39 protein-coding genes are annotated in these 22,254 nt (G+C 38.4%); 1 reads left to right on the top strand and 38 read right to left on the bottom strand.

The window, feature by feature from the left end; translation table 11 throughout:
* Positions 1–73 precede the first annotated feature (73 nt).
* The gene (locus AC6UD8_RS01915; protein ID WP_500693568.1) at positions 74–385 is read left to right on the top strand and encodes a DUF2187 family protein; all 312 of its coding nucleotides are present in this window, start codon (positions 74–76) and stop codon (positions 383–385) included.
* A 28-nt stretch (positions 386–413) separates the two neighbouring features.
* Here AC6UD8_RS01915 and AC6UD8_RS01910 read toward each other — a convergent pair whose 3' ends face one another.
* The 38 genes from AC6UD8_RS01910 to rpsG form a co-directional block, all read right to left on the bottom strand.
* Positions 414–995: an ECF transporter S component gene (locus AC6UD8_RS01910; RefSeq protein ID WP_500699288.1), complete on the bottom strand. Its 582-nt coding sequence runs from the start codon at positions 993–995 to the stop codon at positions 414–416.
* Between the two features lie 66 nt (positions 996–1,061).
* A complete protein-coding gene (gene rpsI / locus AC6UD8_RS01905; RefSeq protein ID WP_010022758.1) occupies positions 1,062–1,454 on the bottom strand; it encodes a 30S ribosomal protein S9 in 393 nt (130 codons plus the stop codon).
* Positions 1,455–1,467: 13 nt separating this feature from the next.
* A complete protein-coding gene (gene rplM, locus AC6UD8_RS01900; RefSeq protein WP_500693566.1) occupies positions 1,468–1,911 on the bottom strand; it encodes a 50S ribosomal protein L13 in 444 nt (147 codons plus the stop codon).
* A gap of 119 nt (positions 1,912–2,030) precedes the next feature.
* Complete coding sequence (gene truA, locus AC6UD8_RS01895) at positions 2,031–2,831, bottom strand: tRNA pseudouridine(38-40) synthase TruA (protein ID WP_500699286.1); 801 nt, start codon at positions 2,829–2,831, stop codon at positions 2,031–2,033.
* Positions 2,832–3,614, bottom strand: a complete 783-nt coding sequence (locus tag AC6UD8_RS01890; RefSeq protein ID WP_500699284.1) for an energy-coupling factor transporter transmembrane component T family protein — start codon at positions 3,612–3,614, stop codon at positions 2,832–2,834.
* A 13-nt stretch (positions 3,615–3,627) separates the two neighbouring features.
* Positions 3,628–4,491 carry an energy-coupling factor transporter ATPase gene (locus AC6UD8_RS01885; protein WP_500706318.1) on the bottom strand — a complete coding sequence of 288 codons (864 nt, stop codon included), beginning with the start codon at positions 4,489–4,491 and terminating at the stop codon, positions 3,628–3,630.
* The gene (locus tag AC6UD8_RS01880; RefSeq protein ID WP_500695228.1) at positions 4,470–5,303 is read right to left on the bottom strand and encodes an energy-coupling factor transporter ATPase; all 834 of its coding nucleotides are present in this window, start codon (positions 5,301–5,303) and stop codon (positions 4,470–4,472) included. Before AC6UD8_RS01880 ends, AC6UD8_RS01885 begins: the two co-directional genes overlap by 22 nt.
* Before the next feature lie 175 nt (positions 5,304–5,478).
* Entirely contained in the window at positions 5,479–5,862 is a 384-nt protein-coding gene (rplQ, locus tag AC6UD8_RS01875; protein WP_500693561.1) for a 50S ribosomal protein L17, read from the bottom strand.
* A gap of 18 nt (positions 5,863–5,880) precedes the next feature.
* On the bottom strand, positions 5,881–6,831 hold the full coding sequence (locus AC6UD8_RS01870) for a DNA-directed RNA polymerase subunit alpha (RefSeq protein ID WP_500693560.1): 951 nt from the start codon (positions 6,829–6,831) through the stop codon (positions 5,881–5,883).
* A gap of 61 nt (positions 6,832–6,892) precedes the next feature.
* Positions 6,893–7,282: a 30S ribosomal protein S11 gene (gene rpsK / locus AC6UD8_RS01865; protein ID WP_010022745.1), complete on the bottom strand. Its 390-nt coding sequence runs from the start codon at positions 7,280–7,282 to the stop codon at positions 6,893–6,895.
* Between the two features lie 24 nt (positions 7,283–7,306).
* The gene (gene rpsM / locus AC6UD8_RS01860; RefSeq protein ID WP_500693559.1) at positions 7,307–7,669 is read right to left on the bottom strand and encodes a 30S ribosomal protein S13; all 363 of its coding nucleotides are present in this window, start codon (positions 7,667–7,669) and stop codon (positions 7,307–7,309) included.
* Positions 7,670–7,699: 30 nt separating this feature from the next.
* Positions 7,700–7,819: a 50S ribosomal protein L36 gene (gene rpmJ, locus AC6UD8_RS01855; RefSeq protein WP_010022743.1), complete on the bottom strand. Its 120-nt coding sequence runs from the start codon at positions 7,817–7,819 to the stop codon at positions 7,700–7,702.
* 26 nt (positions 7,820–7,845) lie between these two features.
* Positions 7,846–8,064, bottom strand: a complete 219-nt coding sequence (gene infA, locus AC6UD8_RS01850) for a translation initiation factor IF-1 (RefSeq protein WP_010022742.1) — start codon at positions 8,062–8,064, stop codon at positions 7,846–7,848.
* A gap of 105 nt (positions 8,065–8,169) precedes the next feature.
* Positions 8,170–8,829, bottom strand: a complete 660-nt coding sequence (locus tag AC6UD8_RS01845) for an adenylate kinase (protein ID WP_500693558.1) — start codon at positions 8,827–8,829, stop codon at positions 8,170–8,172.
* Positions 8,830–8,842: 13 nt separating this feature from the next.
* Positions 8,843–10,159, bottom strand: a complete 1,317-nt coding sequence (gene secY, locus AC6UD8_RS01840; protein WP_500699280.1) for a preprotein translocase subunit SecY — start codon at positions 10,157–10,159, stop codon at positions 8,843–8,845.
* Entirely contained in the window at positions 10,159–10,590 is a 432-nt protein-coding gene (gene rplO, locus AC6UD8_RS01835) for a 50S ribosomal protein L15 (RefSeq protein ID WP_500699278.1), read from the bottom strand. The genes secY and rplO overlap by 1 nt, the downstream gene beginning before the upstream one ends.
* Positions 10,591–10,621: 31 nt before the next feature.
* Entirely contained in the window at positions 10,622–10,804 is a 183-nt protein-coding gene (gene rpmD, locus AC6UD8_RS01830) for a 50S ribosomal protein L30 (RefSeq protein WP_500693555.1), read from the bottom strand.
* A gap of 17 nt (positions 10,805–10,821) precedes the next feature.
* Positions 10,822–11,325: a 30S ribosomal protein S5 gene (rpsE, locus tag AC6UD8_RS01825; protein ID WP_500693554.1), complete on the bottom strand. Its 504-nt coding sequence runs from the start codon at positions 11,323–11,325 to the stop codon at positions 10,822–10,824.
* Between the two features lie 21 nt (positions 11,326–11,346).
* Positions 11,347–11,703, bottom strand: coding sequence for a 50S ribosomal protein L18 (rplR, locus tag AC6UD8_RS01820; protein WP_500693553.1), 357 nt, complete (start codon positions 11,701–11,703; stop codon positions 11,347–11,349).
* 32 nt (positions 11,704–11,735) lie between these two features.
* Entirely contained in the window at positions 11,736–12,275 is a 540-nt protein-coding gene (gene rplF / locus AC6UD8_RS01815; protein ID WP_500693552.1) for a 50S ribosomal protein L6, read from the bottom strand.
* Between the two features lie 28 nt (positions 12,276–12,303).
* Entirely contained in the window at positions 12,304–12,702 is a 399-nt protein-coding gene (rpsH, locus tag AC6UD8_RS01810) for a 30S ribosomal protein S8 (protein ID WP_010022729.1), read from the bottom strand.
* 32 nt (positions 12,703–12,734) lie between these two features.
* Positions 12,735–12,920: a type Z 30S ribosomal protein S14 gene (locus tag AC6UD8_RS01805; RefSeq protein ID WP_010022727.1), complete on the bottom strand. Its 186-nt coding sequence runs from the start codon at positions 12,918–12,920 to the stop codon at positions 12,735–12,737.
* Between the two features lie 11 nt (positions 12,921–12,931).
* Positions 12,932–13,474: a 50S ribosomal protein L5 gene (rplE, locus tag AC6UD8_RS01800; RefSeq protein WP_500693551.1), complete on the bottom strand. Its 543-nt coding sequence runs from the start codon at positions 13,472–13,474 to the stop codon at positions 12,932–12,934.
* A 29-nt stretch (positions 13,475–13,503) separates the two neighbouring features.
* Complete coding sequence (rplX, locus tag AC6UD8_RS01795) at positions 13,504–13,812, bottom strand: 50S ribosomal protein L24 (RefSeq protein WP_500693550.1); 309 nt, start codon at positions 13,810–13,812, stop codon at positions 13,504–13,506.
* Positions 13,813–13,843: 31 nt separating this feature from the next.
* Entirely contained in the window at positions 13,844–14,212 is a 369-nt protein-coding gene (rplN, locus tag AC6UD8_RS01790; RefSeq protein ID WP_039144780.1) for a 50S ribosomal protein L14, read from the bottom strand.
* A 50-nt stretch (positions 14,213–14,262) separates the two neighbouring features.
* Positions 14,263–14,529: a 30S ribosomal protein S17 gene (gene rpsQ, locus AC6UD8_RS01785; protein WP_039144781.1), complete on the bottom strand. Its 267-nt coding sequence runs from the start codon at positions 14,527–14,529 to the stop codon at positions 14,263–14,265.
* A gap of 29 nt (positions 14,530–14,558) precedes the next feature.
* Positions 14,559–14,753 (bottom strand): 50S ribosomal protein L29, encoded by a 195-nt coding sequence (gene rpmC / locus AC6UD8_RS01780; protein ID WP_500699276.1) that lies wholly within the window; start codon positions 14,751–14,753, stop codon positions 14,559–14,561.
* Positions 14,743–15,177, bottom strand: a complete 435-nt coding sequence (gene rplP / locus AC6UD8_RS01775; RefSeq protein ID WP_500693549.1) for a 50S ribosomal protein L16 — start codon at positions 15,175–15,177, stop codon at positions 14,743–14,745. The genes rpmC and rplP overlap by 11 nt, the downstream gene beginning before the upstream one ends.
* Before the next feature lie 2 nt (positions 15,178–15,179).
* A complete protein-coding gene (gene rpsC / locus AC6UD8_RS01770; protein WP_500693548.1) occupies positions 15,180–15,845 on the bottom strand; it encodes a 30S ribosomal protein S3 in 666 nt (221 codons plus the stop codon).
* A gap of 11 nt (positions 15,846–15,856) precedes the next feature.
* Positions 15,857–16,207, bottom strand: coding sequence for a 50S ribosomal protein L22 (gene rplV, locus AC6UD8_RS01765; protein ID WP_010022715.1), 351 nt, complete (start codon positions 16,205–16,207; stop codon positions 15,857–15,859).
* Positions 16,208–16,223: 16 nt separating this feature from the next.
* A complete protein-coding gene (gene rpsS / locus AC6UD8_RS01760; protein WP_010022714.1) occupies positions 16,224–16,505 on the bottom strand; it encodes a 30S ribosomal protein S19 in 282 nt (93 codons plus the stop codon).
* A gap of 44 nt (positions 16,506–16,549) precedes the next feature.
* A complete protein-coding gene (rplB, locus tag AC6UD8_RS01755) occupies positions 16,550–17,389 on the bottom strand; it encodes a 50S ribosomal protein L2 (RefSeq protein WP_500693547.1) in 840 nt (279 codons plus the stop codon).
* A 23-nt stretch (positions 17,390–17,412) separates the two neighbouring features.
* Entirely contained in the window at positions 17,413–17,700 is a 288-nt protein-coding gene (rplW, locus tag AC6UD8_RS01750; RefSeq protein ID WP_500693546.1) for a 50S ribosomal protein L23, read from the bottom strand.
* Positions 17,700–18,323 carry a 50S ribosomal protein L4 gene (gene rplD / locus AC6UD8_RS01745; RefSeq protein WP_500696533.1) on the bottom strand — a complete coding sequence of 208 codons (624 nt, stop codon included), beginning with the start codon at positions 18,321–18,323 and terminating at the stop codon, positions 17,700–17,702. Before rplD ends, rplW begins: the two co-directional genes overlap by 1 nt.
* A 17-nt stretch (positions 18,324–18,340) precedes the next feature.
* Complete coding sequence (gene rplC, locus AC6UD8_RS01740) at positions 18,341–18,976, bottom strand: 50S ribosomal protein L3 (protein ID WP_500696532.1); 636 nt, start codon at positions 18,974–18,976, stop codon at positions 18,341–18,343.
* A 27-nt stretch (positions 18,977–19,003) separates the two neighbouring features.
* Complete coding sequence (gene rpsJ / locus AC6UD8_RS01735) at positions 19,004–19,312, bottom strand: 30S ribosomal protein S10 (protein ID WP_500693543.1); 309 nt, start codon at positions 19,310–19,312, stop codon at positions 19,004–19,006.
* Between the two features lie 262 nt (positions 19,313–19,574).
* Positions 19,575–21,680 (bottom strand): elongation factor G, encoded by a 2,106-nt coding sequence (gene fusA, locus AC6UD8_RS01730; protein ID WP_500693542.1) that lies wholly within the window; start codon positions 21,678–21,680, stop codon positions 19,575–19,577.
* A gap of 95 nt (positions 21,681–21,775) precedes the next feature.
* The gene (gene rpsG, locus AC6UD8_RS01725; protein WP_500693541.1) at positions 21,776–22,246 is read right to left on the bottom strand and encodes a 30S ribosomal protein S7; all 471 of its coding nucleotides are present in this window, start codon (positions 22,244–22,246) and stop codon (positions 21,776–21,778) included.
* Positions 22,247–22,254: the final 8 nt, after the last annotated feature.

Raw genomic sequence — 22,254 nt, 5'->3', positions numbered from 1 at the left:
AAATGTTAAAAATTGACAAATGTTAATTATTCGTTTATATTTCATTAGTTGAATACAATTGGAGGTGGTCAGTTTGGCAAAGAAACACGATGAACAAACGGAGACCGAAAAATCACCCTTTGAAGTTGGCGATGAAGTATCGTTTAAACTTGAAAAGAATGATTTTACCGGTTATATCGATAAAGCTTACAATAATGCCTTTTTGATTACATTTGAATCTGATGATCCAGAAATAATTGATAAGTATCATAACAAGACCGTTATTAATCACAAAGATCTTAAGATGATTAAGCAAGCTCCACGAATTCAAAAAGATCCTGATGAGGGACCAGATGACGATTCAAAACAAGATGGTGACAAAAAATCATCGGACGCATCAAAGTAACAAAAAGCAGATCGTAATGATCTGCTTTTTATTTTTGGATTACTTTATCTAACGAAATAATGATAATTGGACAAACAATTGCTGTAATAATCATTTCTATCAGACCATTGGTTCCAACTACCCCTAATAAGGCATAGATAATTTTGTCAACACTCACATGGTATAGGATTGGGGCTTGCTTTCGATTAAAAATATAAATAAATAACAGCACTAAAATTGTATTGGTCATGGAACCCAAAGCGCATGCAATCACAAGCGAAAGCTTATTATTAAGTAATTTTTTTAACCATTTGTAGGAAAAGCAAGCAACTACCGGGATTAGGGCCCGCGGTAAAATGGCCGTAATCGGATTCTCAAAGACAAGTGGAGCAATTGGACTAGTAGGCCACGTAAAGGCCCTGACAAACACAATTACACCCCAGAGCGTGCCAAGAATAAAGCCATCCTTTAAACCAAGCACTAAGGTTGCCACAATCACGGTAATTGGAATTAACGTAATGCTTAGTGGACCAACCGGAATATATCCTAAAATAGGAACAAAATTTTGAATCAAAATAATGGCAATAAAAACTGACAAAATTGCAATATGATAATTTCGTGTCTTTTTCATTTTAAATTCACCCATTTAATAAAAAAGCGCTCATGCGGACATGAGCGACAAAATATAATCTTCTGATTAACGTTTTGAGAATTGACCAGCCTTACGAGCTTTCTTAAGGCCGGGTTTCTTACGTTCCTTCATACGAGGGTCACGTGTTAATAAACCAGCCTTCTTGAGGGATTCTCTAAAGTCTGGATCAACTTCAAGTAAAGCACGTGCAATTCCTAAACGAACAGCACCAGCTTGTCCTGAATATCCACCACCATTAACGTTAGCTAATGTGTCATAGTTACCAAGTGTCTCAGTAACATTGTATGGTTGTAAAATGATTTCTCTTAAATTAGGAAATGGAATGTAATCTTCAACATCTTTGTCATTGATTACAACTTTTCCAGTACCTGGTACTAAGCGTACACGAGCAACTGAATCTTTACGGCGACCTGTGCCGGTATATTGTACTTTAGCCAATTGTGTTTCCTCCTTAAATTAGGTTCTTAATATCAAGAACTTCTGGTTTTTGAGCTTCATGAGTGTGATCTTCACCTGCATAAACGTGAAGTTTCTTAGCGATTTGACGACCTAATGTACCGTGAGGAAGCATACCTTTAACTGAAGTTTCGATAAGTCGATCAGGCTTCTCTGCTCTCATTTGACCAGCAGTAATTGACTTAAGTCCACCAATGTAAGATGTGTGGTGATAATAAATCTTGCCACTAGCCTTCTTACCAGACAATGCAACTTTAGATGCATTGATTACAATAACATTGTCACCTGTATCTACGTTTGGCGTAAATGTAGGTTTGTTTTTTCCGCGTAGAATAGAAGCAACGACACTTGAGAGACGACCTAATTCAACGCCATCTGCGTCAATAACGTACCACTTGCGATCTACTTCGCCGGGTTTAGCCATATATGTTGTATGCACTTTTAATTCCTCCATGTTTCCGTGTTTGTTCGACACCTAATAAGTTTCCGGGGCTTATCGTGGGGCAAACAATACCAGTTACAATAGTACTAACATTTCTTCTGAAAGTCAAATTCATTTTAATCATCTGGATGATGTTTTCGTTTCGAATGTTTTGGATCATCTCCTGGATAATAAACCCTTTTTAAGTACAAGCCATTAGCTGGCATTGTTAAACGTGCTTCGTTTCGATCCTTCACTTTGAACAATCGTTGGATATCATGAACTGGCCGCTTTCCCCGTCCAATCTCCATCAGCACCCCAACCATAATCCGAATTTGATTATACATAAAACCATCACCATAAAACTCGAACTGCATCTCATTAGTAACTTTATCTAAGTTAGCATCAACCGAGAAAATTGTACGAACCCGACTTCCTTCCTTTGCACCAGAAGCAACAAAAGACGAAAAGTCATGTTTGCCAACGTAATCATGAATGGCCTCTTCGATCCAATTGAAATTAACGGGAAAACGCCAATGAGCAGTATAATTTCTTTTAAATGGATTGGTAAAGCGCCCCAAATCCAACCGATACAAGTACTTTTTCCCCGTTACATCATAACGAGCATGAAAGTCAGCATTAACCTTTTGCACACTTATTATTTCAATATCCAAAGGACACATACTGTTTAACCCCTTTAACATACTTTCCTCACCTAAATCATAGGGAAAATCAAAATGGGCAACCTGACCTAGGGCATGAACACCTGCGTCAGTTCTGCCAGATCCATAAAGTAAAACATGCTTGCCACTTTTTTGGGCCATTTTGTTAATAATATTAGTTAAAGTTCCTTCCACCGTTCGCTGCTTCGGCTGCATTTGAAAGCCAGCAAATTTAGTCCCATCATATGCAAATGTAATTTTATACCGAGTTTTCATCTAATTCCTCACTAAAATAATTACAACCGTTAAAACCATCATGACCCCTAAAGCAACCCAATCAAGGACCGTCCAAGAGACGAGCTGATAATGAGTTCGCTTGACCTCATCAGAATATCCACGAGCTTCCATGGCATCTGCAAGGTGTTCAGCATGACGAAAAGAAGAAACAAACAAGGGAATAATCAGCGACACTAGGCTTTTAGCTCGTTTCATTAATTTGCCTTTACCAAAATCAACACCCCGTGCCCTTTGAGCATTCATAATGTCATTTAACTCATCGATTAGAGTCGGAATAAATTGAAGTGCAATTGAAACCATCATCCCAATCGTTTCAGTGGGAACTTTAACCCACTTAAGCGGTCTCAGAATCGTCTCAACACCAAGTGCAATCATCGATGGACTGGTCGTGATGGTCAAAATAGTAGCAATCGTGATAATAAGGACCAATCGAACAAATATCATGACCGCATTAATAATTCCCGATGAAGTGATGGAGATAAACCATAAATGAAAATAAACCGTTCCGCCATGACCAAAAAACACTTGAATCAAGACCGTAAAAATAATTAGCCACAGAATGGGTTTGATCCCCTTTAGAAGCATCTTAATTCGAGAATGGGATAAATATATCAGTACCAACGTAAAAAACGTCATACATCCGTAACTGACCCAATTATTGCACATCAAAATAAGCGTAATAATGATAACGGAGCCTAAAATCTTAAACGCTGGATTTAAACGATGAATGAATGAATTTCCAGGAAAGTATTTTCCAAACACAAATTGATCGATTCTACTTCACTCCACTTCGTTTTTGCGTAATTTCGTCAACAACTTCATCCGCTGTTAACGGAATCTTTTTTAATCTGATGCCTCGATTAATTAAATCATAGTATATCTGGACAGAATCAGGAAGCGCTAATGAATTTTGATCGATTAACTTGTAATTGCTGAATAATTCCCTGGGAGTTGAATCAGAACACACTTTTCCACCATTCATAACCACAACACGGGTAGCATTTTGTGCCACCACATCCATATCGTGAGTAACCATGATGATGGTTACTCCATTTTTGTTTAGTTGCTTGATGATCTTTAATATCTCAGTCTTGCCACTAGGATCCAATCCCACCGTTGGCTCATCTAAAATGAGAACGGTTGGATCACATGCAATCGTTCCAGCAATTGCGACCCGACGCATTTGACCGCCAGACAACTCAAAGGGTGAACGAGAATACAGTTCTTTACTAATGCCAACAATTGAAAGCGCCTGAATGGCTCTCTTTTTTGCAACTGCTTCATTTTCGCCAAAATTAAGTGGACCAAAAGATACATCTTTTAGAACATTATCTTCAAACAGTTGTTTTTCCGGAAACTGGAAAATCATCCCGACTTTTTTTCTGAGCTCACTTAGGTTATGGTTGTTAGTTTCACTGTTAATTTTGATTTTGCCAACGGTAACACTCCCTGAAGTCGGTTTCAATAATCCGTTAATCATCTGAACTAACGTTGACTTTCCGCTACCAGTTTTTCCAACAACACCCAAAAATTCACCCTTATTAATCTTTAAACTGACATTACTTAAAGCCTGTCTTTCTGATGGCAGACCGGGTTGATAGACAAAATCAACGTTACTTAAAATAATGTGCTTATCCATTGGCTCATCCCCTCATCATCCATGTACTTGTCAGTAATGTCATATCCTGCATCAAGGAATTTCTGCCTTAACTTCTCACTAAAAGGAAGATCTAGATCCATATCAGCAATTAATTGATGCTTCTGAAAGAAAGCACTTGGTTTTCCGTCAAATACAATTTTATTATTATTAAGTGCTAATATCCGATCGGATTTAGCCGTCACATTGATATCATGCGTAATGGAGAGAATTGTCATATTTTGTTTTTGATTTAATTTGTTGACAACTTGATGAATTTGTCTAGTAGCTAAAGGATCTAGCATACTTGTCGCTTCATCTAGAATTAAAATTTTAGGATCAAGCACAATTGCTCCTGCAATTGCGACCCGTTGCTTCTGTCCACCAGAAAGACTACTAGGAATCTCGTCTCGATATTCCCACATTCCTACCTTTTCTAACGCCGATTTAACTTTTGGCTTCATCGCTTCTCTTGGAACCGCCCGATTTTCAAGTCCAAACGCAACGTCACTTGCTACCGTGGCACCAACAAATTGATCATCTGGATTTTGAAAAACTAAGCCAATTGCTTTTCTTGTTTCGCGGTCATTACCATGAGAGTCCAACCTGATCCCATCTACCACAATTTCTCCCTCACTAGGAGTTAGAAGACCATCAACCAGTTTGGCAATGGTACTTTTACCACTCCCATTGCGACCGATTAATGAAATATATTCACCTCGTTCGCACTGAAAAGAGACATCATCTAATACCTTATGATCATCTTCATTATTATACCTAAAAGAAAGATTGGAAACATTAATGATTGGATTCATGGAATCAGCTCTCCTATTATTAAAATTATGTATAAAAAAATCACTAAAAGATTAAGGCGCATGGAGTTAACCACATTCAAGCTAGACTTGGAAAATCCATCATCGTAACACTTTATACCTTTAACCTTAGTGATTCCTATAGTGAAATATTTATTATTCTTAACAAATATCGAAATTATTCGACAAATTGCAAGATTACCATTGGTGCACCGTCACCACGACGAGGCATTGTTTTAAGAATACGTGTGTAACCACCGTTTCGGTCCGTATACTTTGGTGCTACTTCGTCAAATAACTTTTGTAATGCACTAGTTACTTTGATACTATCTCCGTCTTCTTTTACATCAGCAATGGTGTTTTGCAAGTAAGCTGCAGCTTGACGACGAGCATTCAAGTCACCCTTCTTGCCCAAGGTAACCATCTTGTCGGCTAATGATCTAACATCCTTAGCGCGAGCTTCTGTTGTTTTGATTTGACCGTTAACAATTAAGTCAGTAGTCAAATTACGAAGCAAAGCACGACGTTGAGCACTCGTACGTTGTAATTTGCGATAACTCATAACCGGATATCCTCCTTTTTAGTCTTCTTTACGTAAAGATAGTCCTAATGCTGCTAATTTTTCTTTAACTTCATCGAGTGACTTACGGCCAAGATTTCTAACCTTCATCATGTCAGCTTCAGACTTATCAGTTAATTCTTGAACAGTATTAATTCCAGCACGTTTCAAACAATTGTAAGAACGAACTGAAAGATCCAATTCTTCAATTGACATTTCAAGCATTTTTTCTTTATGGCTTTCTTCCTTCTCAACCATAACATTGGCATTCTTTGCTCTGTCAGTTAAATCAATAAATAATTGGAAATGTTGATTTAAGATCTTAGCTGCCAAACTAATTGCATCAGAAGGTGTAATTGAACCATTAGTCCAAACGTCTAACGTCAATTTGTCGTAATCATCACGTTGACCAACACGTGCATCTTCTACTTGATAATTAACACGTTCGATTGGGGTATAAATAGAATCAACTGGTAGAACACCAATTGGCATACCATCGTTTTTGGCTTTGTTTTCTTCAGCAGAAACGTAGCCGCGACCTTTGTTGGCAGTCATGTTCATGTGGAATGTAGTTCCGTCAGCAACCGTTGCAATGTGTAAATCCGGATTTAAAATTTCAACATCACTATCAGTTACGATATCACCTGCGGTTACATCGGCTGGTCCAGTTACATTAATACTCATTGACTTTGTTTCATTGTCATCTGAGTTAATTTTCAAATTAATCTTTTTAACGTTCAAGATAATTTGAGTAACATCTTCAACTACACCCTTTACAGTTGAAAATTCGTGTAGAACACCATCAATTTGGATGCTAGTAACCGCAGCTCCTGGTAATGAAGCCAACAAGACACGTCTAAGTGAATTGCCTAAAGTGGTACCATATCCTCTTTCGAGTGGTTCTACAACTATTTCACCATAGTTGTCTGTTTCTTCAATTTTGTGAATGTTTGGCTTTTCAAATTCAATCATTGTAGTCTCTACCCCTTTCAAAACGCATTGAGTAATTTAAAACTTTAACGTTCATTAAATATTAAACTCTACGACGTTTTGGAGGACGAGAACCATTGTGTGGAACTGGAGTTACATCACGAATTGCAGCAACTTCCAAACCAGTACTTTGTAAAGCACGAATAGCTGACTCACGACCAGATCCAGGACCTTTAACAGCAACTTCTACTGATTTCATTCCATGTTCCATTGCAGTCTTAGCAGCTGCTTCAGCAGCCATTTGAGCAGCAAATGGGGTAGACTTACGACTTCCACGGAATCCCAATGCACCAGCTGATGACCAAGCAATAGCATTCCCTTGAACATCGGTAATCATAACCAAAGTGTTATTAAAGGTTGAGTGAATGTGTGCTACACCAGACTCAACGTTTTTTCTTGCTTTACGCTTACGAGTATTTTTAGTTTTAGCCATAGAAACTGATAGCCTCCTTCTTTATTATTTTTTACCAGCGATTGTGGTTTTCTTACCTTTTCTTGTACGTGCGTTATTTTTCGTGTGTTGACCTCTAACAGGTAAACCGCGACGATGACGCATCCCACGATATGAACCGATTTCTTGAAGAGTCTTGATACTCATAGTAACTTCTCTACGTAAGTCACCTTCGATTGTGTAACCATCAAGAGCTTCTCTGATCTTATCTTCTTGATCAGGCGTTAAATCACGTACACGAACGTCTTCTGATACCCCAGCTTTTTTCAAAACTTGCTGAGCAGTTGTGTTTCCAACACCATAAATGTATGTTAACGCAATAACAATTCGCTTATCACGTGGTAAATCAACTCCGGCAATACGAGCCATTAAAGTCCACCTCCTATAATTTTAATTTATTTATTTTCCTTGTCTTTGCTTGTGCTTAGGGTTTACAGGGCAAACCACCATCACACGGCCTTTTCTCTTAATAATCTTACAATGTTCACACATTTTTTTTACTGATGGACGTACTTTCATTTTTTATAACCTCCTATATGAAGGGTTTACTTAAATCGATAAGTAATTCGACCCTTTGTTAAATCATACGGTGACATTTCAACGGTTACACGATCTCCTGGTAGGATCCGAATGTAATGCATTCTGATCTTGCCAGAAACGTGTGCCAAAATTTCATGACCATTTTCAAGCTCGACCTTAAACATTGCATTAGGTAAAGTCTCTGAAACCTTACCCTCAACTTCAATTACATTATTTTTAGACACGAATAATCCTCCAAAATTACTAAACTCGTAAGTATCACTTACAAATAGACATACAAACTATAATATACCACATCACTGACATTCCAGCAATCAAACGACAATTTACTAATTTAAATTGCTTAGAATTTTCTCAATGTCGTTACTAACGTCTGCAATATCTCGATCACCCTTAACTGAATGCAAAATGCCGCGATCCTTGTAAAAGTCAATTAAAGGAGCATTACTCTTTTCATTGATTTTCAGACGATTCTTGACAGTTTCAGGTTTATCATCACTTCTTTGATAGAAGACGTGAGCACCGCAAACATCACAAGTACCATCAACTATAGGTTTTTTATATAATTTATGATAAGTTGCGCCACAGTTTTTGCAGATGAAACGACCCGACAAACGTTTGATTAAAACACTTGGATCGACTTCAATATTAATAACTGCATTCAACTCTTTGCTCATTTTCCTAGTCATTTCCTCAAGGCTTTTAGCCTGATCAATGTTTCTAGGAAAACCATCTAACAAATAACCTTTGTCAGTATCAGGTTGTTTAAGACGATCCTCAACAATCCCACAGGTAACATCATTAGGAACTAATTCACCCTTATCGATGTATTGTTGAGCCTTAATTCCCATGGGAGTTTTGTTTTTCATTGCTGCCCTAAATATGTCTCCAGTTGAAATATGTGGAATCCCATATTTTTCAACAATGAATTCAGCTTGAGTACCTTTTCCAGCTCCTGGAAGACCCATTAGTAATAAATTCATTGACATTTAAATTCCTCCACTACTTGTTATCATCCGGAGTACTTTGAATAAATCCAACGTACTCTTTTCTCATCATTAATCCTCTAATTTGTTGAATGGTTTCAATAGCAACTCCAACGATAATCAAGAGGTTAGTACCACCTAGTCCAATTGATTCGTTTAAGTTCCAAACATTTTGTGCAATCAATGGAATTAGAGAAACAACACCCAAGAACAAAGCACCAACGGTACTAAGTCTCATCAACAATCGAGAAATATATAACTGAGTTTCACGACCAGGCCATACTCCCGGAATGTAGCTACCTTGTTTTTGTAAGTTTTCCGACAATTTCTGTGGATTAACTTGAACAAACGCATAGAAGAAAGTAAATACAACAATTAAGAGGGTGTAAAACGCAGCTCCAAGTGGGGTCTGCATGTTAAACAACTTACTTAAAAATTCATACCATCCGGATCCTTGAAAGTTTTTGGTGAAAAACATCAAAATCGTTTGAGGAGTGGAAATAAATGCACTTGCGAAAATAACTGGAATAACTCCAGCGACGTTAACCTTCAAGGGAAGGTAACTGCTGTCTGGTGAACCTGATGTTCTTCTAGTATATTGAATTGGAATTCTACGTTCGGCTTGTTGTACCCAAGTAACAAAGGTAACAATAATCAAAATTACAATAATCAAGGCAATAATGAAAAGAGCTGGCTTCCAAATTTCATTCATTGGTGTACCTTCAACGTATTGACGATAAACACTCATAATTCCACTTGGCATTTCAGCAACAATTCCAGCAAAGATGATCATTGAAACTCCCTGACCAATTCCTTTGTCAGTAATCATGTCGCCCATCCACGTAGTGAGCATTGTACCAGCAGTCAAAATTAAACCAATACTAATGTACGTTCCCATTCCAGGGTTCTTAACTAAATGAAGACTACTCAAAGCATTAAATCCAGCAGTAATACCAATTGATTGGACAAATGCCAAAACAATCGTTAACCATCTTGTTACCTGATCCAGTTTTTGCCTTCCGACTTCACCTTGTTTTCCCCATTCAACGAATCGAGGAACGATATCCATCTGAAGTAACTGAACAACAATTTGTGCAGTAATGTATGGTGAAACTCCCATTGCAAATAATGAGTAATTAGTTAATCCACCACCACTAAACATATTCAATACATTAACTAAACCTGAGGATGCAACACTTTGCAAAGCTTCCGCATTGATTCCAGGCACAGTAATGTAAGCACCTAAACGGAAAACTGCCAATATAAAAAGGGTAAATAAAATCCTTTTTCTAATATCTTTTTCTTCAAAGGCATTCTTTAAGGTAGTGAACATTAAATCACCTCAGCTTTACCGCCGGCATCTTCAATTGCTTTTTCAGCACTCTTTGAGAATTTGTTAGCTTTAACAGTGAGCTTCTTAGTTAACTTGCCATCTGCAAGAACTTTAACGCCATCATTTGAGCCCTTAATCATTCCAGCTTGAATCAATACATCTGGAGTTACTTCTGAGCCATCATCAAAATTATCTAAATCAGCTAAGTTAACGATCGCTAAAACTTTTCTGTTGAAGTTGGTAAATCCACGTTTTGGAATTTGACGGTATAAAGGCATTTGGCCACCTTCAAAACCAACACGAGTTTTGCCACGAGCCTTTTGACCTTTTTGGCCACGACCTGAAGTCTTACCTTTACTACCAAGACCACGACCTAAACGAGTTCTTGATGAACGTGAACCGTCAGCAGCTTTTAATTCATTTAACTTCATTAAATTGCACCTCCCTATCTTTTAAAGAATATTAATCAACTTGTTCAACCTTAATTAAATGAGCAATCTTGAATAGAGCTCCACGAGTTGCTTCATTATCAGGTTTAATAACACTACTATTTACTCGTCCCAATCCAAGGGCCTTAACAATCTTACGTTGTTTAGGGAGACGGTGAGCAGCACTATGAACTAAAGTAATCTTTAATTGAGCCATCTTCTAACCCCTCCTTATTATTCGGTTAAGTGATCTGATGAGACACCACGTAATGATGAAATTTCTTCAGCATTCTTAAGTTCCTTAAGACCTTCAAAAGTTGCACGAATTACGTTTACTGGTGTATCAGAGCCTAAACGCTTACTAGTAACATCGTTTACACCAGCTAATTCCATAACTGATCGAACGGCACCACCGGCAGCAACTCCGGAACCTTCTTCAGCAGGCTTCAACATAATCTTTCCACCGCCGAAACGACCGATAACTTCGTGAGGGATAGTAGTTCCAACGATTGGAACTTCAATTAAGTTCTTTTGGGCACTATCAACGGCTTTTCTGATCGCTTCAGGAACTTCTTGAGCTTTACCAGTACCAAAGCCAACGTGGCCATTCTTGTCACCAACAACAACTAATGCAGCAAAACGTAGTCGACGACCACCCTTAACAACCTTAGTAATTCGGTTGATAGCAACAACGTTATCTTCTAAGTCCAGTTTGTCTGGATTAATAAACTTTGCCATGTGCGTTATATTCCTCCTTTTTTAAAATTCAAGTCCATTTTCACGTGCTGCATCTGCAAGGGCTTGTACACGTCCGTGATATAAGTATCCACCACGATCAAAAACAACATTCTTAACATTCTTTTCAACTGCACGCTTAGCAACTAAAGCACCAACGCTTGCGGCTTGTTCTGATTTGTTGTCTCCGGAAACTTCCTTGTCAACAGTTGAGGCACTAGCTAGCGTTACACCCTTTACGTCATCAATAACTTGAGCGTAAATGTTTTTATTAGAACGGAAAACGTTCAAACGTGGGCACTCAGCAGTACCAGAAATTTTACTTCTAACACGATTATGACGAACTTTACGTGTTTTATTCTTGTCTGGTTTGGAAATCAAAATAGTCACCTCTTATTTTTTATATTGTTAAATTACTTACCAGTCTTACCTTCCTTGAGGGTAATATGTTCATTTTCATATCTAATTCCTTTACCCTTGTAAGGTTCTGGTGAACGGTATGAACGAACTTCGGCAGCAAAATCACCAACATGTTGCTTGTTGATCCCACTAATGTTAATAGTAGTGTTATCTGGAACAGCTACGGTAAGATCTTCTGGAACTTGAACTTCAACGGGGTTTGAGTAACCAACGTTTAGAGTCAAAGTACTACCTTTTAATTGAGCACGATATCCAACTCCAACTAGCTTAAGTGTCTTGTGGAATCCATTTGTAACACCTTCAACCATGTTATTGAAGTTAGCACGTGTTGTACCGTGTAGGGCACGTTCTTTGTTGTCATACTTACCAGTTGGAGTGAAGTTCACTTCGTTACCTTTAACTTGCATTTTAATTTCTGGTGAAATTGTAGCATTTAAAGTACCCTTTGGTCCTTTAACAGTTACGTTAGTACCTCTATGATTTACTTCAACACCGTCTGGAAGATCAACAGTTTTATAACCAATTCTACTCATATTAACACCTCCAATTCTTTTTTAATTTTTACCAAACGTATGCTAATACTTCGCCACCGACTTTTTTGTCTCTAGCTTCTTTATCAGTAATAACACCATCTGAAGTTGAAATGATAGCAATTCCTAAACCGTTTAAAACTTTAGGAACATCATCTGATTTAACATATGAACGTAATCCTGGCTTTGAAATTCGCTTCAAACCAGTGATTACACGTTGATTATCTTTTCCATACTTAAGGTATACACGGATAACACCTTGTTTATCGTCATCGATGTATTCCACATCGCGTACAAAGCCTTCACGCTTCAAAATTTCGGCAATGTTTCTTTTGATTTTTGATGCAGGAACGTCAACTGAATCGTGTCTTGCCATATTGGCATTACGAATTCGAGTTAAAAAGTCTGCAATTGGATCTGTCATGGACATAAACGTGAAACCTCCTTTTCAGTTTTATTATTTTACCAACTAGCTTTTTTCATGCCAGGAATTTGACCCTTATGGGCAAGTTGTCTTAAACAAATTCGGCATAAGTGAAACTTTTGGTAAACCGCACGAGGTCGACCACAACGTTCACAACGAGTGTAATTCTGTGTTGAGAACTTAGCTGGACGTTCACTTTTTTTAATTAATGATTTTTTAGCCAATATTAAACCTCCTATTTAGCGAATGGCATTCCGAATTGAGCTAACAATTCATGTGATTCTTCATCCGTATTAGCGGTTGTTACAAGTACGATATCTAAACCTCTAACACGGTTAACATCATCGTAATTAATTTCTGGGAAAATTAGTTGTTCTTTGATACCCAATGTGTAATTTCCACGACCATCAAATGATTTGTTGCTTACACCGTGGAAATCTCGAACACGTGGCAATGAAACATTAACTAACTTATCCAAGAAGTCATACATTCTTTCTCCTCTTAATGTAACTTTGGCACCAATTGGCATTCCTTCTCTAAGACGGAAACCGGCAATTGATTTTTTAGCCTTAGTTACGATAGGCTTTTGTCCAGAAATTAAACTTAATTCATGAACCGCCTCATCAAGGTTTTTAGAATTTGTTACAGCATCACCAACACCCATGTTTAAAACGATCTTGTCAAGTTTTGGGGCTTCCATAACTGATGAGTAATCAAATTTCTTAACGAGCGTTGGGAGAATATCTTCTTTGTATCTTTCTTCTAAGCGAGCTGCCATGCGATTAATTTCCTCCTTTCAGTTCCAATCTAATCGATTGGTTTTTGTGATTTTTTTGAAATACGAACTTTTTTACCATCTTTAACCACGAAGCTTACTTTTGTAGGTTCGTTAGTAGATGGATCAATTAACATTACATTTGAAGCATCAATTGGAGCATCAACGTCAGCAATTCCACCTTGGGGATTGTCTTGTGAAGCTTTTTGATGTTTCTTGATCTTGTTGATTCCTTCAACAACTACACGGTTCTTAGCAGCAATGGTTTTAACGACTTTGCCGTCTTTACCCTTGTCTTTACCGCTAATAACACGAACTTTGTCACCAGTTTTCAAGAACATAATCCTGGCACCTCCTTGTTTTCCAATAGTATTAAAGTACTTCAGGCGCTAATGAAACGATCTTCATAAAATTATTACTACGTAATTCACGAGCTACCGGACCGAAAATACGGGTACCTTTAGGACTCTTATCATCGTTAATCAAAACAGCGGCATTTTCGTCGAAACGAATATATGAACCGTCAGTTCTATGTGCAGCAGACTTAGTTCTGACTACAACGGCTTTAACGACGTCTCCTTTTTTGACAACGCCACCTGGTGTTGCTTGTTTAACAGTAGCAACAATCACATCACCGATACCTGCATATCTGACTCTTGAACCACCTAAAACTTTGATAGTCAAAAGTTCACGTGCTCCAGAGTTGTCAGCAACCTTTAAACGACTCTCTTGTTGGATCATGGTTAGTGTCCTCCCTTCAACTTAAAATCAGAATACGATAGATAAAAAAGCTAGATAATAACTGCCTTTTCAACAACGTCTACTAGACGGAAGCGCTTAGTCTTAGACAATGGACGAGTTTCCATGATGTCAACAATATCGTTAACTTTTGCTTCGTTATTTTCATCTTGAACTTTATATTTCTTAGAATATTTAATACGTTTCCCGTAAGTTGGATGAGTCTTGTAAGTTTCAACGACAACAGTAATGGTTTTGTCCATCTTATCTGAAACCACACGACCTCTGTAACTTTTACGTTCGTTACGTTCTTCGCTCATAAAGTATTAACCTTCCTTTCTATCGTATTCTATTTCTTCAGTTCTTGTTGTCTAAGTGCCGTCTTGATTCTAGCGATTGTCCTTCTGACAGTCTTCAATCTAGCAGTATTTTCCAATTGACCAGTGGCTAATTGAAAACGAAGATTAAACAATTCTTTCTTGTAATCTTGTTCCTTAGCCCGCATTTCATCAGTGGTTAATTCATTAATTTCTTTAGCCTTCATTTGATTCGCCACCTACTTCCTCACGTTTAATAACTCGGGTTCTAACAGGCAACTTCATTGAAGCTAAACGTAAAGCTTCTTCAGCAGTTTCTTTGGAAACACCACCAACTTCGAAAAGAACCTTTCCGCGCTTGACAGTTGAAACCCAACCAGCTGGGGTACCTTTACCTTTACCCATTCGAACACCGATACCTTTTTCAGTATATGATTTTTGAGGGAAAATTTTGATCCAAACTTTTCCACCACGTTTCATATAACGAGTCATGGCAACACGGCAAGCTTCGATTTGTCGGTTACTGATCCAATGTGAATCAAGTGCTTGCAAACCATAATCACCAAAAGTAACAGTGTTTCCACCCTTTGAGTGACCACGCAACTTACCTCTGTGCTGTCTTCTGAACTTAACACGTTTAGGTACTAGCATGCTTATTTCCCTCCTTTTTCAGTTTTTTCCTCCGGTTTATCGGGCAAAACTTCACCACGGTTGATCCAAGTCTTAACACCGATTTTACCGTAAGTAGTATCTGCTTCATTCCATGAATAGTCAATATCAGCTCTAAGTGTATGAAGTGGAACACTTCCGTCTGAATATCTTTCAATTCGTGTCATATCAGCACCATTTAAACGACCTGAAGATTGAACTTTAACACCCTTAGCTCCAGAACGCATAACTCTTTGCATTGCCTGACGCATTGCACGACGGAATGCTACCCGACCTTCAAGCTGACTTGCAACGTTTTCACCAACAAGATCAGCTTCTAAATCAGGTTTTTTAACTTCAACAATATTGACATGAACCCGACGTCCCGTCAATTTGTTTAATTCTTTACGAAGACTTTCAACTTCTGCTCCACCTTTACCGATAACCATTCCTGGCTTGGCAGTATGGATAGAAACATTAACACGTTTTGCAGCACGCTCAATGTCAACACTTGATACAGAAGCATCAGCGAGTCTCTTTGCTAGATAGTTACGAATTTTTAAATCTTCGTTTAAGTATGAAGCGAATTTATCGTCGTTAGCATACCATTTAGCTTGCCAACCACGGTTAACGCCAATTCGTAAACCATTTGGATTAATTTTTTGACCCACGTTTATCCCTCCTACTTTTCTGACACTACAATTGTAATGTGACTAGTTCTTTTGTTGATTGGTGAAGCAGAACCCTTAGCACGGGGACGGAAACGTTTTAAAGTTGGTCCTTCGTTAACATATGCTTCACTAACAACTAGATCTTGACGATCTAAATCAAAATTATTTTCTGCATTTGCTACAGCTGACATCAAAACCTTTTCTACAACTGGTGAAGCACCTCTAGGGGTGAATTTCAAAATTGCAGTAGCTTCTGATACGCTTTTACCTCTAATAAGATCTACAACAAGGCGAACCTTACGAGCGGCGATACGAACAGTCTTTGCAGTAGCTTTTGCTGATGTAACTTGTTGTTCAGCCATTGGTTATCCTCCTTGCTTAAACTGTTTTTTTATCTGCGTCGCCATTTCCATGTCCATGGAAAGTACGCGTAGGTACGAATTCTCCGAGCTTGTGGCCTACCATGTCTTCTTGAATATAAACTGGGACATGTTTTCTACCATTGTAAACAGCAATGGTGTATCCAATAAAACTTGGGAAAATGGTTGAACGACGTGACCATGTTTTAATTACCGATTTTTTATCTTGATCTTTTTGTGCATCGATCTTTTTTAATAATGATTGATCGGCAAAAGGTCCCTTTTTTAAACTTCGACTCATTATGAAACCTCCTCTGCGATTACTCAATAAATAAATAATTCAGACTACATCTTTGAACCTTTACGGTGTCTAACAATAAACTTGTTTGAACGTGCTTTCTTTGATCTAGTCTTCTTACCAGTTGTCTTCTTATGCCATGGAGACAATGGACTTGGGTAACCAACTGGAGCCTTACCTTCACCACCACCATGTGGGTGATCGTTAGGGTTCATAACAGATCCACGTACGTGAGGTCTTTGACCACGGTAACGAGTTCTACCAGCTTTACCCCATACAACTAATCCATGTTCATCATTACCAACACTACCAATAGTAGCTCGGCAAACTGAAAGTACCATTCTAACTTCACCAGATGGTAATTTAACTAATGCATACTTTCCTTCGTTACCAAGTAACTGTGCTGAAGCTCCAGCAGAACGAACAAGTTGTCCACCTTTGCCAGGTTTCAATTCAATGTTAAAGATGGTTGAACCGACAGGAATATCAGCTAATTGAAGGGTGTTACCAGCCTTAATATCAGCATCCTTACCAGATTCAACAACGTCTCCGACTTTTAATCCTTTAGGTGCAATGATGTATGATTTAATTCCGTCTTCATAAACGATTAAAGCAATATTTGCAGTTCTATTTGGATCATATTCGATAGTTTTAACGGTTGCAGGAACACCATCATGATCACGTTTGAAATCGATAAGACGGTATCGATGCTTGTTTCCGCCACCACGATGTCTAACAGTCATCTTACCTTGACTATTACGACCACCGCTGTGAGCATTTGACTCAACTAAACTTTTTTCTGGCACGTTAGTAGTAATTTCACTATAGTCAATACTAGTCATATTACGACGGCCATTAGTAGTTGGTTTGTACTTTTTTAGAGCCACGTTATTTCCCTCCTATTCAAAGATTATTCTTCTGAGAAAATTTTAATTTCGTCAGAATCGTTGGACAAAGTAACAATAGCCTTACGACGTTTCTTAGTACGTCCAACATATTGACCTTGTCGCTTTTTCTTACCTTTTACATTCATAATATTAACTTTAACAACTTTAACGTTAAAAATCTCTTCAACAGCATTTTTAACTTGAGTCTTAGTTGCTCGTACATCAACATCAAAAGTATATTTTTTGTCGTCCATTACATCAGTTGAAGCTTCAGTAACTACCGGACGTAAAATGATATCTCGTGCTTCCATTATGCGAGCACCTCCTCTACTTGAGAAAGAGCAGCCTTTGTAATAACAACCTTGTTGTTGTTTAATACATCAAGTGTGTTAACACCTTTAGCATTAATAACTTGCACATTTTCGATGTTTCTTGCAGAACGTGCAGCATTTTCATTGTTATCTTCCAAAACTACTAATGTCTTAGTTGCAGCATCAAGTTTCTTCAAAAGATCTGATAAGTCTTTAGTTTTTGGAGCCTTGTAGTCTAACGAATCTACTACCACTAAATCACCATTGGCAACTTTTTCAGAAAGAACTGACTTAACAGCTAATCTAGTAACCTTCTTTGGAAGGTGATATGCATATGAACGAGTAGTTGGTCCGAAGACAACTCCACCGCCAACCCATTGTGGGGCACGGATGGAACCTTGACGAGCACGGCCAGTACCCTTTTGACGCCATGGTTTCTTACCACCACCACGCACTTTACCTCTAGATTTAACACCATTAGTACCTTGGCGTTGTGATGCTCTTTGCATTACGACAGTGTCATAAACAACGTTTTCATTTGGTTCAACGGCAAAAACAGCATCGTTTAAATCAACTGTTCCTTGTTTACTACCATCTTGTTTGTATAATGTTACGCTTGCCATCTACGGTTCCTCCTTTCTTATTTTCTTGATTCAATAACAGATGTTTTAACTGTTACTAATGATTTGTTTGCACCAGGAACGTTACCCTTGATTAATAGTACGTTGTTATCAACGTCAGCATTAACGATTTCAAGGTCTTGAATGGTAACGCGATTGTTACCCATTCGTCCTGGTAATTTCATTCCTTTAACAACTCGGTTAATAATGACACCTAATGAACCGGGACGACGGTGATATCTTGATCCGTGGGTTTCAGGTCCACGACGTTGTCCATTTTTGTGGATGTTACCTTGGTAACCATGACCTTTAGTAGTACCCGTTACATCAACGACGTCACCTGGTTTAAATACGTCAGCTTTAACTTCGTCTCCAACTTTGTAATCTCCCAAGTCAACATCTCTGATTTCACGAATGAAGCGCTTAGGAGTAGTTTTTGCTTTTTTAACATGACCTTGTTCAGGTTTATTGCTTAATACTGGACGTTTGTCATCGAATCCAAGTTGAATTGCATCGTAACCATCCGACTTGCTGTTCTTAACCTGTAAGACAACATTAGGAGTTACATCAACAACCGTAACTGGAACGAGTTCTCCGTTATCAGTAAAAACTTGGGTCATTCCGACCTTTTTACCTAAGATTCCTTTTTTAGCCATGAGTACACCTCCGATATTCTGTAATTATTATAGTTTGATCTCGATGTCAACACCGCTTGGCAAGTCTAATTTCATTAATGAATCAACAGTTTTAGGTGTTGGATTCAAAATATCAATCAAACGCTTGTGAGTTAACATTTCAAATTGTTCTTGAGCTTTACTGTACTTAAATGGTGATGCCAATACGGTATATAGAGTTCTGTCCGTTGGTAATGGAATTGGACCAGAAATAGTAGCACCAGTACGTTGTGCGGTTGCCACAATCTTGTCAGCAGCTTGATCTAAAATACGGTGTTCATAAGCTTTCAAACGAATACGAATCTTCTCTTTTGCCATGTTTTTCCCTCCTTCGTCTATTTTCAAAATAAGACTAGCTCCGTGGAAATTACCGGCACATCCTCGCATGGCAAAGCGGCCGGGTGTGTCGCAACCTCCCACATCAAAGCTAAATGTTGTACTAATTTTGGACAGTCTATCCCCCAAAACCGAGTACTTAACTATCATACCCGATATTCTCTTATTTTTCAAGGCTTCTCATCACATTAAGTATAAAAAAAGTTCCAGAAACTTTTTCAATTTCTAGAACTTTTACAAAAAATTACTTTTCTTCTTTACTATTTCCACCATTTTTCTTAATGATGTCTTCTTGGATGCTCTTAGGAACAGCACTGTAATGATCAAAACTCATAACAAATGTTCCACGTCCCTGAGAAGCAGAACGTAAATCGGTAGCATAACCAAACATTTCTGATAGTGGAACCATTGCATGAATGTTTTGTGCCTTGTCTTGAGCTTCCATACCCTCAACGTTTCCACGTCGTGCGGTAACTTGTCCCATGACGTCACCCATGTATTCTTCTGGAACACGAATATCAACTTTCATGATTGGTTCAAGAATAACTGGATCAGCCTTCTTAGCAGCTTCCCTCAAAGCAATGGAAGCAGCGATCTTAAAGGCAGCTTCACTTGAATCGACTTCATGATAACTACCATCATATAATTTAGCTTTCAAATCAATCAATGGATATCCGGCTAATACACCATTTTCCATGGCTTCTTTTAGACCTTGTTCAACTGAAGGAATGAATTCTCTTGGAACAACTCCACCAACGATGGCGTCTTCAAATTCGAATCCTTTTCCTTCGTCATTTGGTGTAAATTCAATCCAAACATCACCATATTGACCTTTACCACCAGACTGACGAATAAACTTACCTTCGGCCTTAACTGGTTTAGTAAATGCTTCACGGTAGGCAACTTGAGGAGCACCAATGTTAGCTTCAACATTAAATTCACGTCTCATCCGTTCAATCAAAATGTTTAACTGAAGTTCACCCATTCCGGCAATCAAAGTTTGGCCAGTTTCTGGATTAGTTTCAGCTCTAAAAGTTGGATCTTCTTCAGATAACTTTTGCAAAGCATCATTCATCTTATCCTGATCAGCCTTAGTCTTAGGTTCAACGGCAACTTGGATAACTGGTTCTGGGAATTCCATTGATTCAAGACGTAATGGATGGTCTGGATCGGTTAAAGAATCACCAGTAGTGGTATTCTTCAAACCAATTGCAGCTGCAATATCACCTGAGAATACTTCTGGGATTTCTTGACGATTATTGGAGTGCATTTGTAGTAAACGACCAACACGTTCACGTTTGCCATTCGTAGCATTCAAAACGTATGAACCAGCCTTTAAGGTACCACGATAGACACGGATATAAGTTAAACGACCAACGTATGGATCGGTAGCAATCTTAAATGCTAATGAAGCAAATGGTTCCTTATCGTTAGCACGGATGTCAACTTGTTTGTCGTCATCATCTGGGTCAGTAGCAGTGTAAGGACGAACATCAAGTGGTGATGGTAAGTAGTCAACCACTCCATCCATCAACATCTGAACACCCTTGTTCTTGAAAGCTGAACCAGCAAAGACTGGGTAGAAATCAAGATTTAAAGTGGCACGACGAATTCCAGCTTTAAGATCTTCTTGTGAAATTTCTTTACCATCAAGGAACTTCTCCATTACGGCGTCATCAACGTCTGCAACGGCTTCAATCAAAGCATCATGACGCTTTTGAGCTTCCTCTTGCATGTCAGCAGGAATCTCATCAACATCCCATTCTGAACCTTCTTTATCTTCATCATAAACATAGGCTTGCATGGTAATTAAATCAATTACACCAGCAAAGTCAGCTTCAGCACCAATTGGCATCTGAACGGCCTGGGCGTTAGCACCTAAACGGTCATGCAAACTTTTAACTGACATATCAAAGTCAGCACCAACTTTATCCATCTTATTAATGAAGACAATTCGTGGAACAGCAAAGTCTGATGACTGACGCCATACGGTTTCAGTCTGTGGTTCAACACCGGCTTGACCATCCAAAACAACAATACCACCATCTAGCACACGTAATGAACGTTCAACTTCGGCAGTAAAATCAACGTGTCCTGGGGTATCAATGATGTTAACACGGTAACCCTTCCATTCAGCAGTGGTAGCAGCTGAAGTAATAGTAATTCCACGTTCTTTTTCTTCTTCCATCCAGTCCATTTGTGAATCCCCTTCATGGGTTTCACCAATTTTGTGGATACGACCGGTATAGTACAAGATACGTTCAGTAGTAGTAGTTTTACCGGCATCAATATGGGCAACAATACCAATATTACGAGTTTTGTCTAACGGAAATTCTCGCTTGTTAGCCATTATTTAACTCCTCTCAATCATTCACAATTTCATTATTTTAAAAAAGTGGCTAAATCGCTTTAGCCACCCACTTACAGTTAAAAACTAAAAGCTGATTACCAACGATAATGCGCAAAGGCACGGTTAGCTTCGGCCATTTTGTGAGTATCCTCACGCTTCTTAACTGCTGCACCGGTGTTATTTGAAGCATCGATGATTTCTTTTGCAAGACGTTCAGTCATGGTGTGTTCACCACGAAGTCTTGCATAGTTAACAATCCAACGTAAGCCTAAAGTAGTTCTTCGATCAGGACGAACTTCAATTGGAACTTGGTAGTTAGATCCACCAACACGACGGGCCTTAACTTCAAGAACTGGCATAACATTTTTCATTGCTTCTTCAAATACATCAACTGGATCGTTACCAGTTTGTTCTTTGATCATATCAAAGGCACCATATAAAATTTCTGATGCAGTCCCTCTTTTACCATCTAACATCAAATGGTTAATTAATTTAGAAACCAATTTTGAGTTGTAGATTGGATCAGGAAGGATTTCTCTTTTTTGCACTTTTCCTTTTCTAGGCATGTAAAAGT

It is taken from the genome of Fructilactobacillus sp. X1R3C1 (assembly GCF_059901545.1).
The sequence above is the reverse complement of the archived record's forward strand: the minus strand, read 5'-3'. Positions and strand labels throughout refer to the sequence as shown.

Excerpts from the sequence above, each read along its gene's own strand:
- AC6UD8_RS01910 (WP_500699288.1), bottom strand. The coding sequence starts at position 995 with ATGAAAAAGACACGAAATTATCATATTGCAATTTTGTCAGTTTTTATT.
- truA (WP_500699286.1), bottom strand. The coding sequence starts at position 2,831 with ATGAAAACTCGGTATAAAATTACATTTGCATATGATGGGACTAAATTT.
- AC6UD8_RS01885 (WP_500706318.1), bottom strand. The coding sequence starts at position 4,491 with ATGGATAAGCACATTATTTTAAGTAACGTTGATTTTGTCTATCAACCC.
- AC6UD8_RS01880 (WP_500695228.1), bottom strand. The coding sequence starts at position 5,303 with ATGAATCCAATCATTAATGTTTCCAATCTTTCTTTTAGGTATAATAAT.
- rplQ (WP_500693561.1), bottom strand. The coding sequence starts at position 5,862 with ATGAGTTATCGCAAATTACAACGTACGAGTGCTCAACGTCGTGCTTTG.
- AC6UD8_RS01870 (WP_500693560.1), bottom strand. The coding sequence starts at position 6,831 with ATGATTGAATTTGAAAAGCCAAACATTCACAAAATTGAAGAAACAGAC.
- rpsK (WP_010022745.1), bottom strand. The coding sequence starts at position 7,282 with ATGGCTAAAACTAAAAATACTCGTAAGCGTAAAGCAAGAAAAAACGTT.
- rpsM (WP_500693559.1), bottom strand. The coding sequence starts at position 7,669 with ATGGCTCGTATTGCCGGAGTTGATTTACCACGTGATAAGCGAATTGTT.
- rpmJ (WP_010022743.1), bottom strand. The coding sequence starts at position 7,819 with ATGAAAGTACGTCCATCAGTAAAAAAAATGTGTGAACATTGTAAGATT.
- AC6UD8_RS01845 (WP_500693558.1), bottom strand. The coding sequence starts at position 8,829 with ATGTCAATGAATTTATTACTAATGGGTCTTCCAGGAGCTGGAAAAGGT.
- secY (WP_500699280.1), bottom strand. The coding sequence starts at position 10,159 with ATGTTCACTACCTTAAAGAATGCCTTTGAAGAAAAAGATATTAGAAAA.
- rplO (WP_500699278.1), bottom strand. The coding sequence starts at position 10,590 with ATGAAGTTAAATGAATTAAAAGCTGCTGACGGTTCACGTTCATCAAGA.
- rpmD (WP_500693555.1), bottom strand. The coding sequence starts at position 10,804 with ATGGCTCAATTAAAGATTACTTTAGTTCATAGTGCTGCTCACCGTCTC.
- rpsE (WP_500693554.1), bottom strand. The coding sequence starts at position 11,325 with ATGGCAAAGTTTATTAATCCAGACAAACTGGACTTAGAAGATAACGTT.
- rplF (WP_500693552.1), bottom strand. The coding sequence starts at position 12,275 with ATGAGTAGAATTGGTTATAAAACTGTTGATCTTCCAGACGGTGTTGAA.
- rpsH (WP_010022729.1), bottom strand. The coding sequence starts at position 12,702 with ATGTCCATGACAGATCCAATTGCAGACTTTTTAACTCGAATTCGTAAT.
- rplE (WP_500693551.1), bottom strand. The coding sequence starts at position 13,474 with ATGGCAGCTCGCTTAGAAGAAAGATACAAAGAAGATATTCTCCCAACG.
- rplX (WP_500693550.1), bottom strand. The coding sequence starts at position 13,812 with ATGTTCTTGAAAACTGGTGACAAAGTTCGTGTTATTAGCGGTAAAGAC.
- rplN (WP_039144780.1), bottom strand. The coding sequence starts at position 14,212 with ATGATCCAACAAGAGAGTCGTTTAAAGGTTGCTGACAACTCTGGAGCA.
- rpsQ (WP_039144781.1), bottom strand. The coding sequence starts at position 14,529 with ATGAGCGAAGAACGTAACGAACGTAAAAGTTACAGAGGTCGTGTGGTT.
- rpmC (WP_500699276.1), bottom strand. The coding sequence starts at position 14,753 with ATGAAGGCTAAAGAAATTAATGAATTAACCACTGATGAAATGCGGGCT.
- rplP (WP_500693549.1), bottom strand. The coding sequence starts at position 15,177 with ATGCTAGTACCTAAACGTGTTAAGTTCAGAAGACAGCACAGAGGTAAG.
- rplV (WP_010022715.1), bottom strand. The coding sequence starts at position 16,207 with ATGGCTGAACAACAAGTTACATCAGCAAAAGCTACTGCAAAGACTGTT.
- rpsS (WP_010022714.1), bottom strand. The coding sequence starts at position 16,505 with ATGAGTCGAAGTTTAAAAAAGGGACCTTTTGCCGATCAATCATTATTA.
- rplW (WP_500693546.1), bottom strand. The coding sequence starts at position 17,700 with ATGGAAGCACGAGATATCATTTTACGTCCGGTAGTTACTGAAGCTTCA.
- rplD (WP_500696533.1), bottom strand. The coding sequence starts at position 18,323 with ATGGCAAGCGTAACATTATACAAACAAGATGGTAGTAAACAAGGAACA.
- rplC (WP_500696532.1), bottom strand. The coding sequence starts at position 18,976 with ATGGCTAAAAAAGGAATCTTAGGTAAAAAGGTCGGAATGACCCAAGTT.
- rpsJ (WP_500693543.1), bottom strand. The coding sequence starts at position 19,312 with ATGGCAAAAGAGAAGATTCGTATTCGTTTGAAAGCTTATGAACACCGT.
- fusA (WP_500693542.1), bottom strand. The coding sequence starts at position 21,680 with ATGGCTAACAAGCGAGAATTTCCGTTAGACAAAACTCGTAATATTGGT.
- rpsG (WP_500693541.1), bottom strand. The coding sequence starts at position 22,246 with ATGCCTAGAAAAGGAAAAGTGCAAAAAAGAGAAATCCTTCCTGATCCA.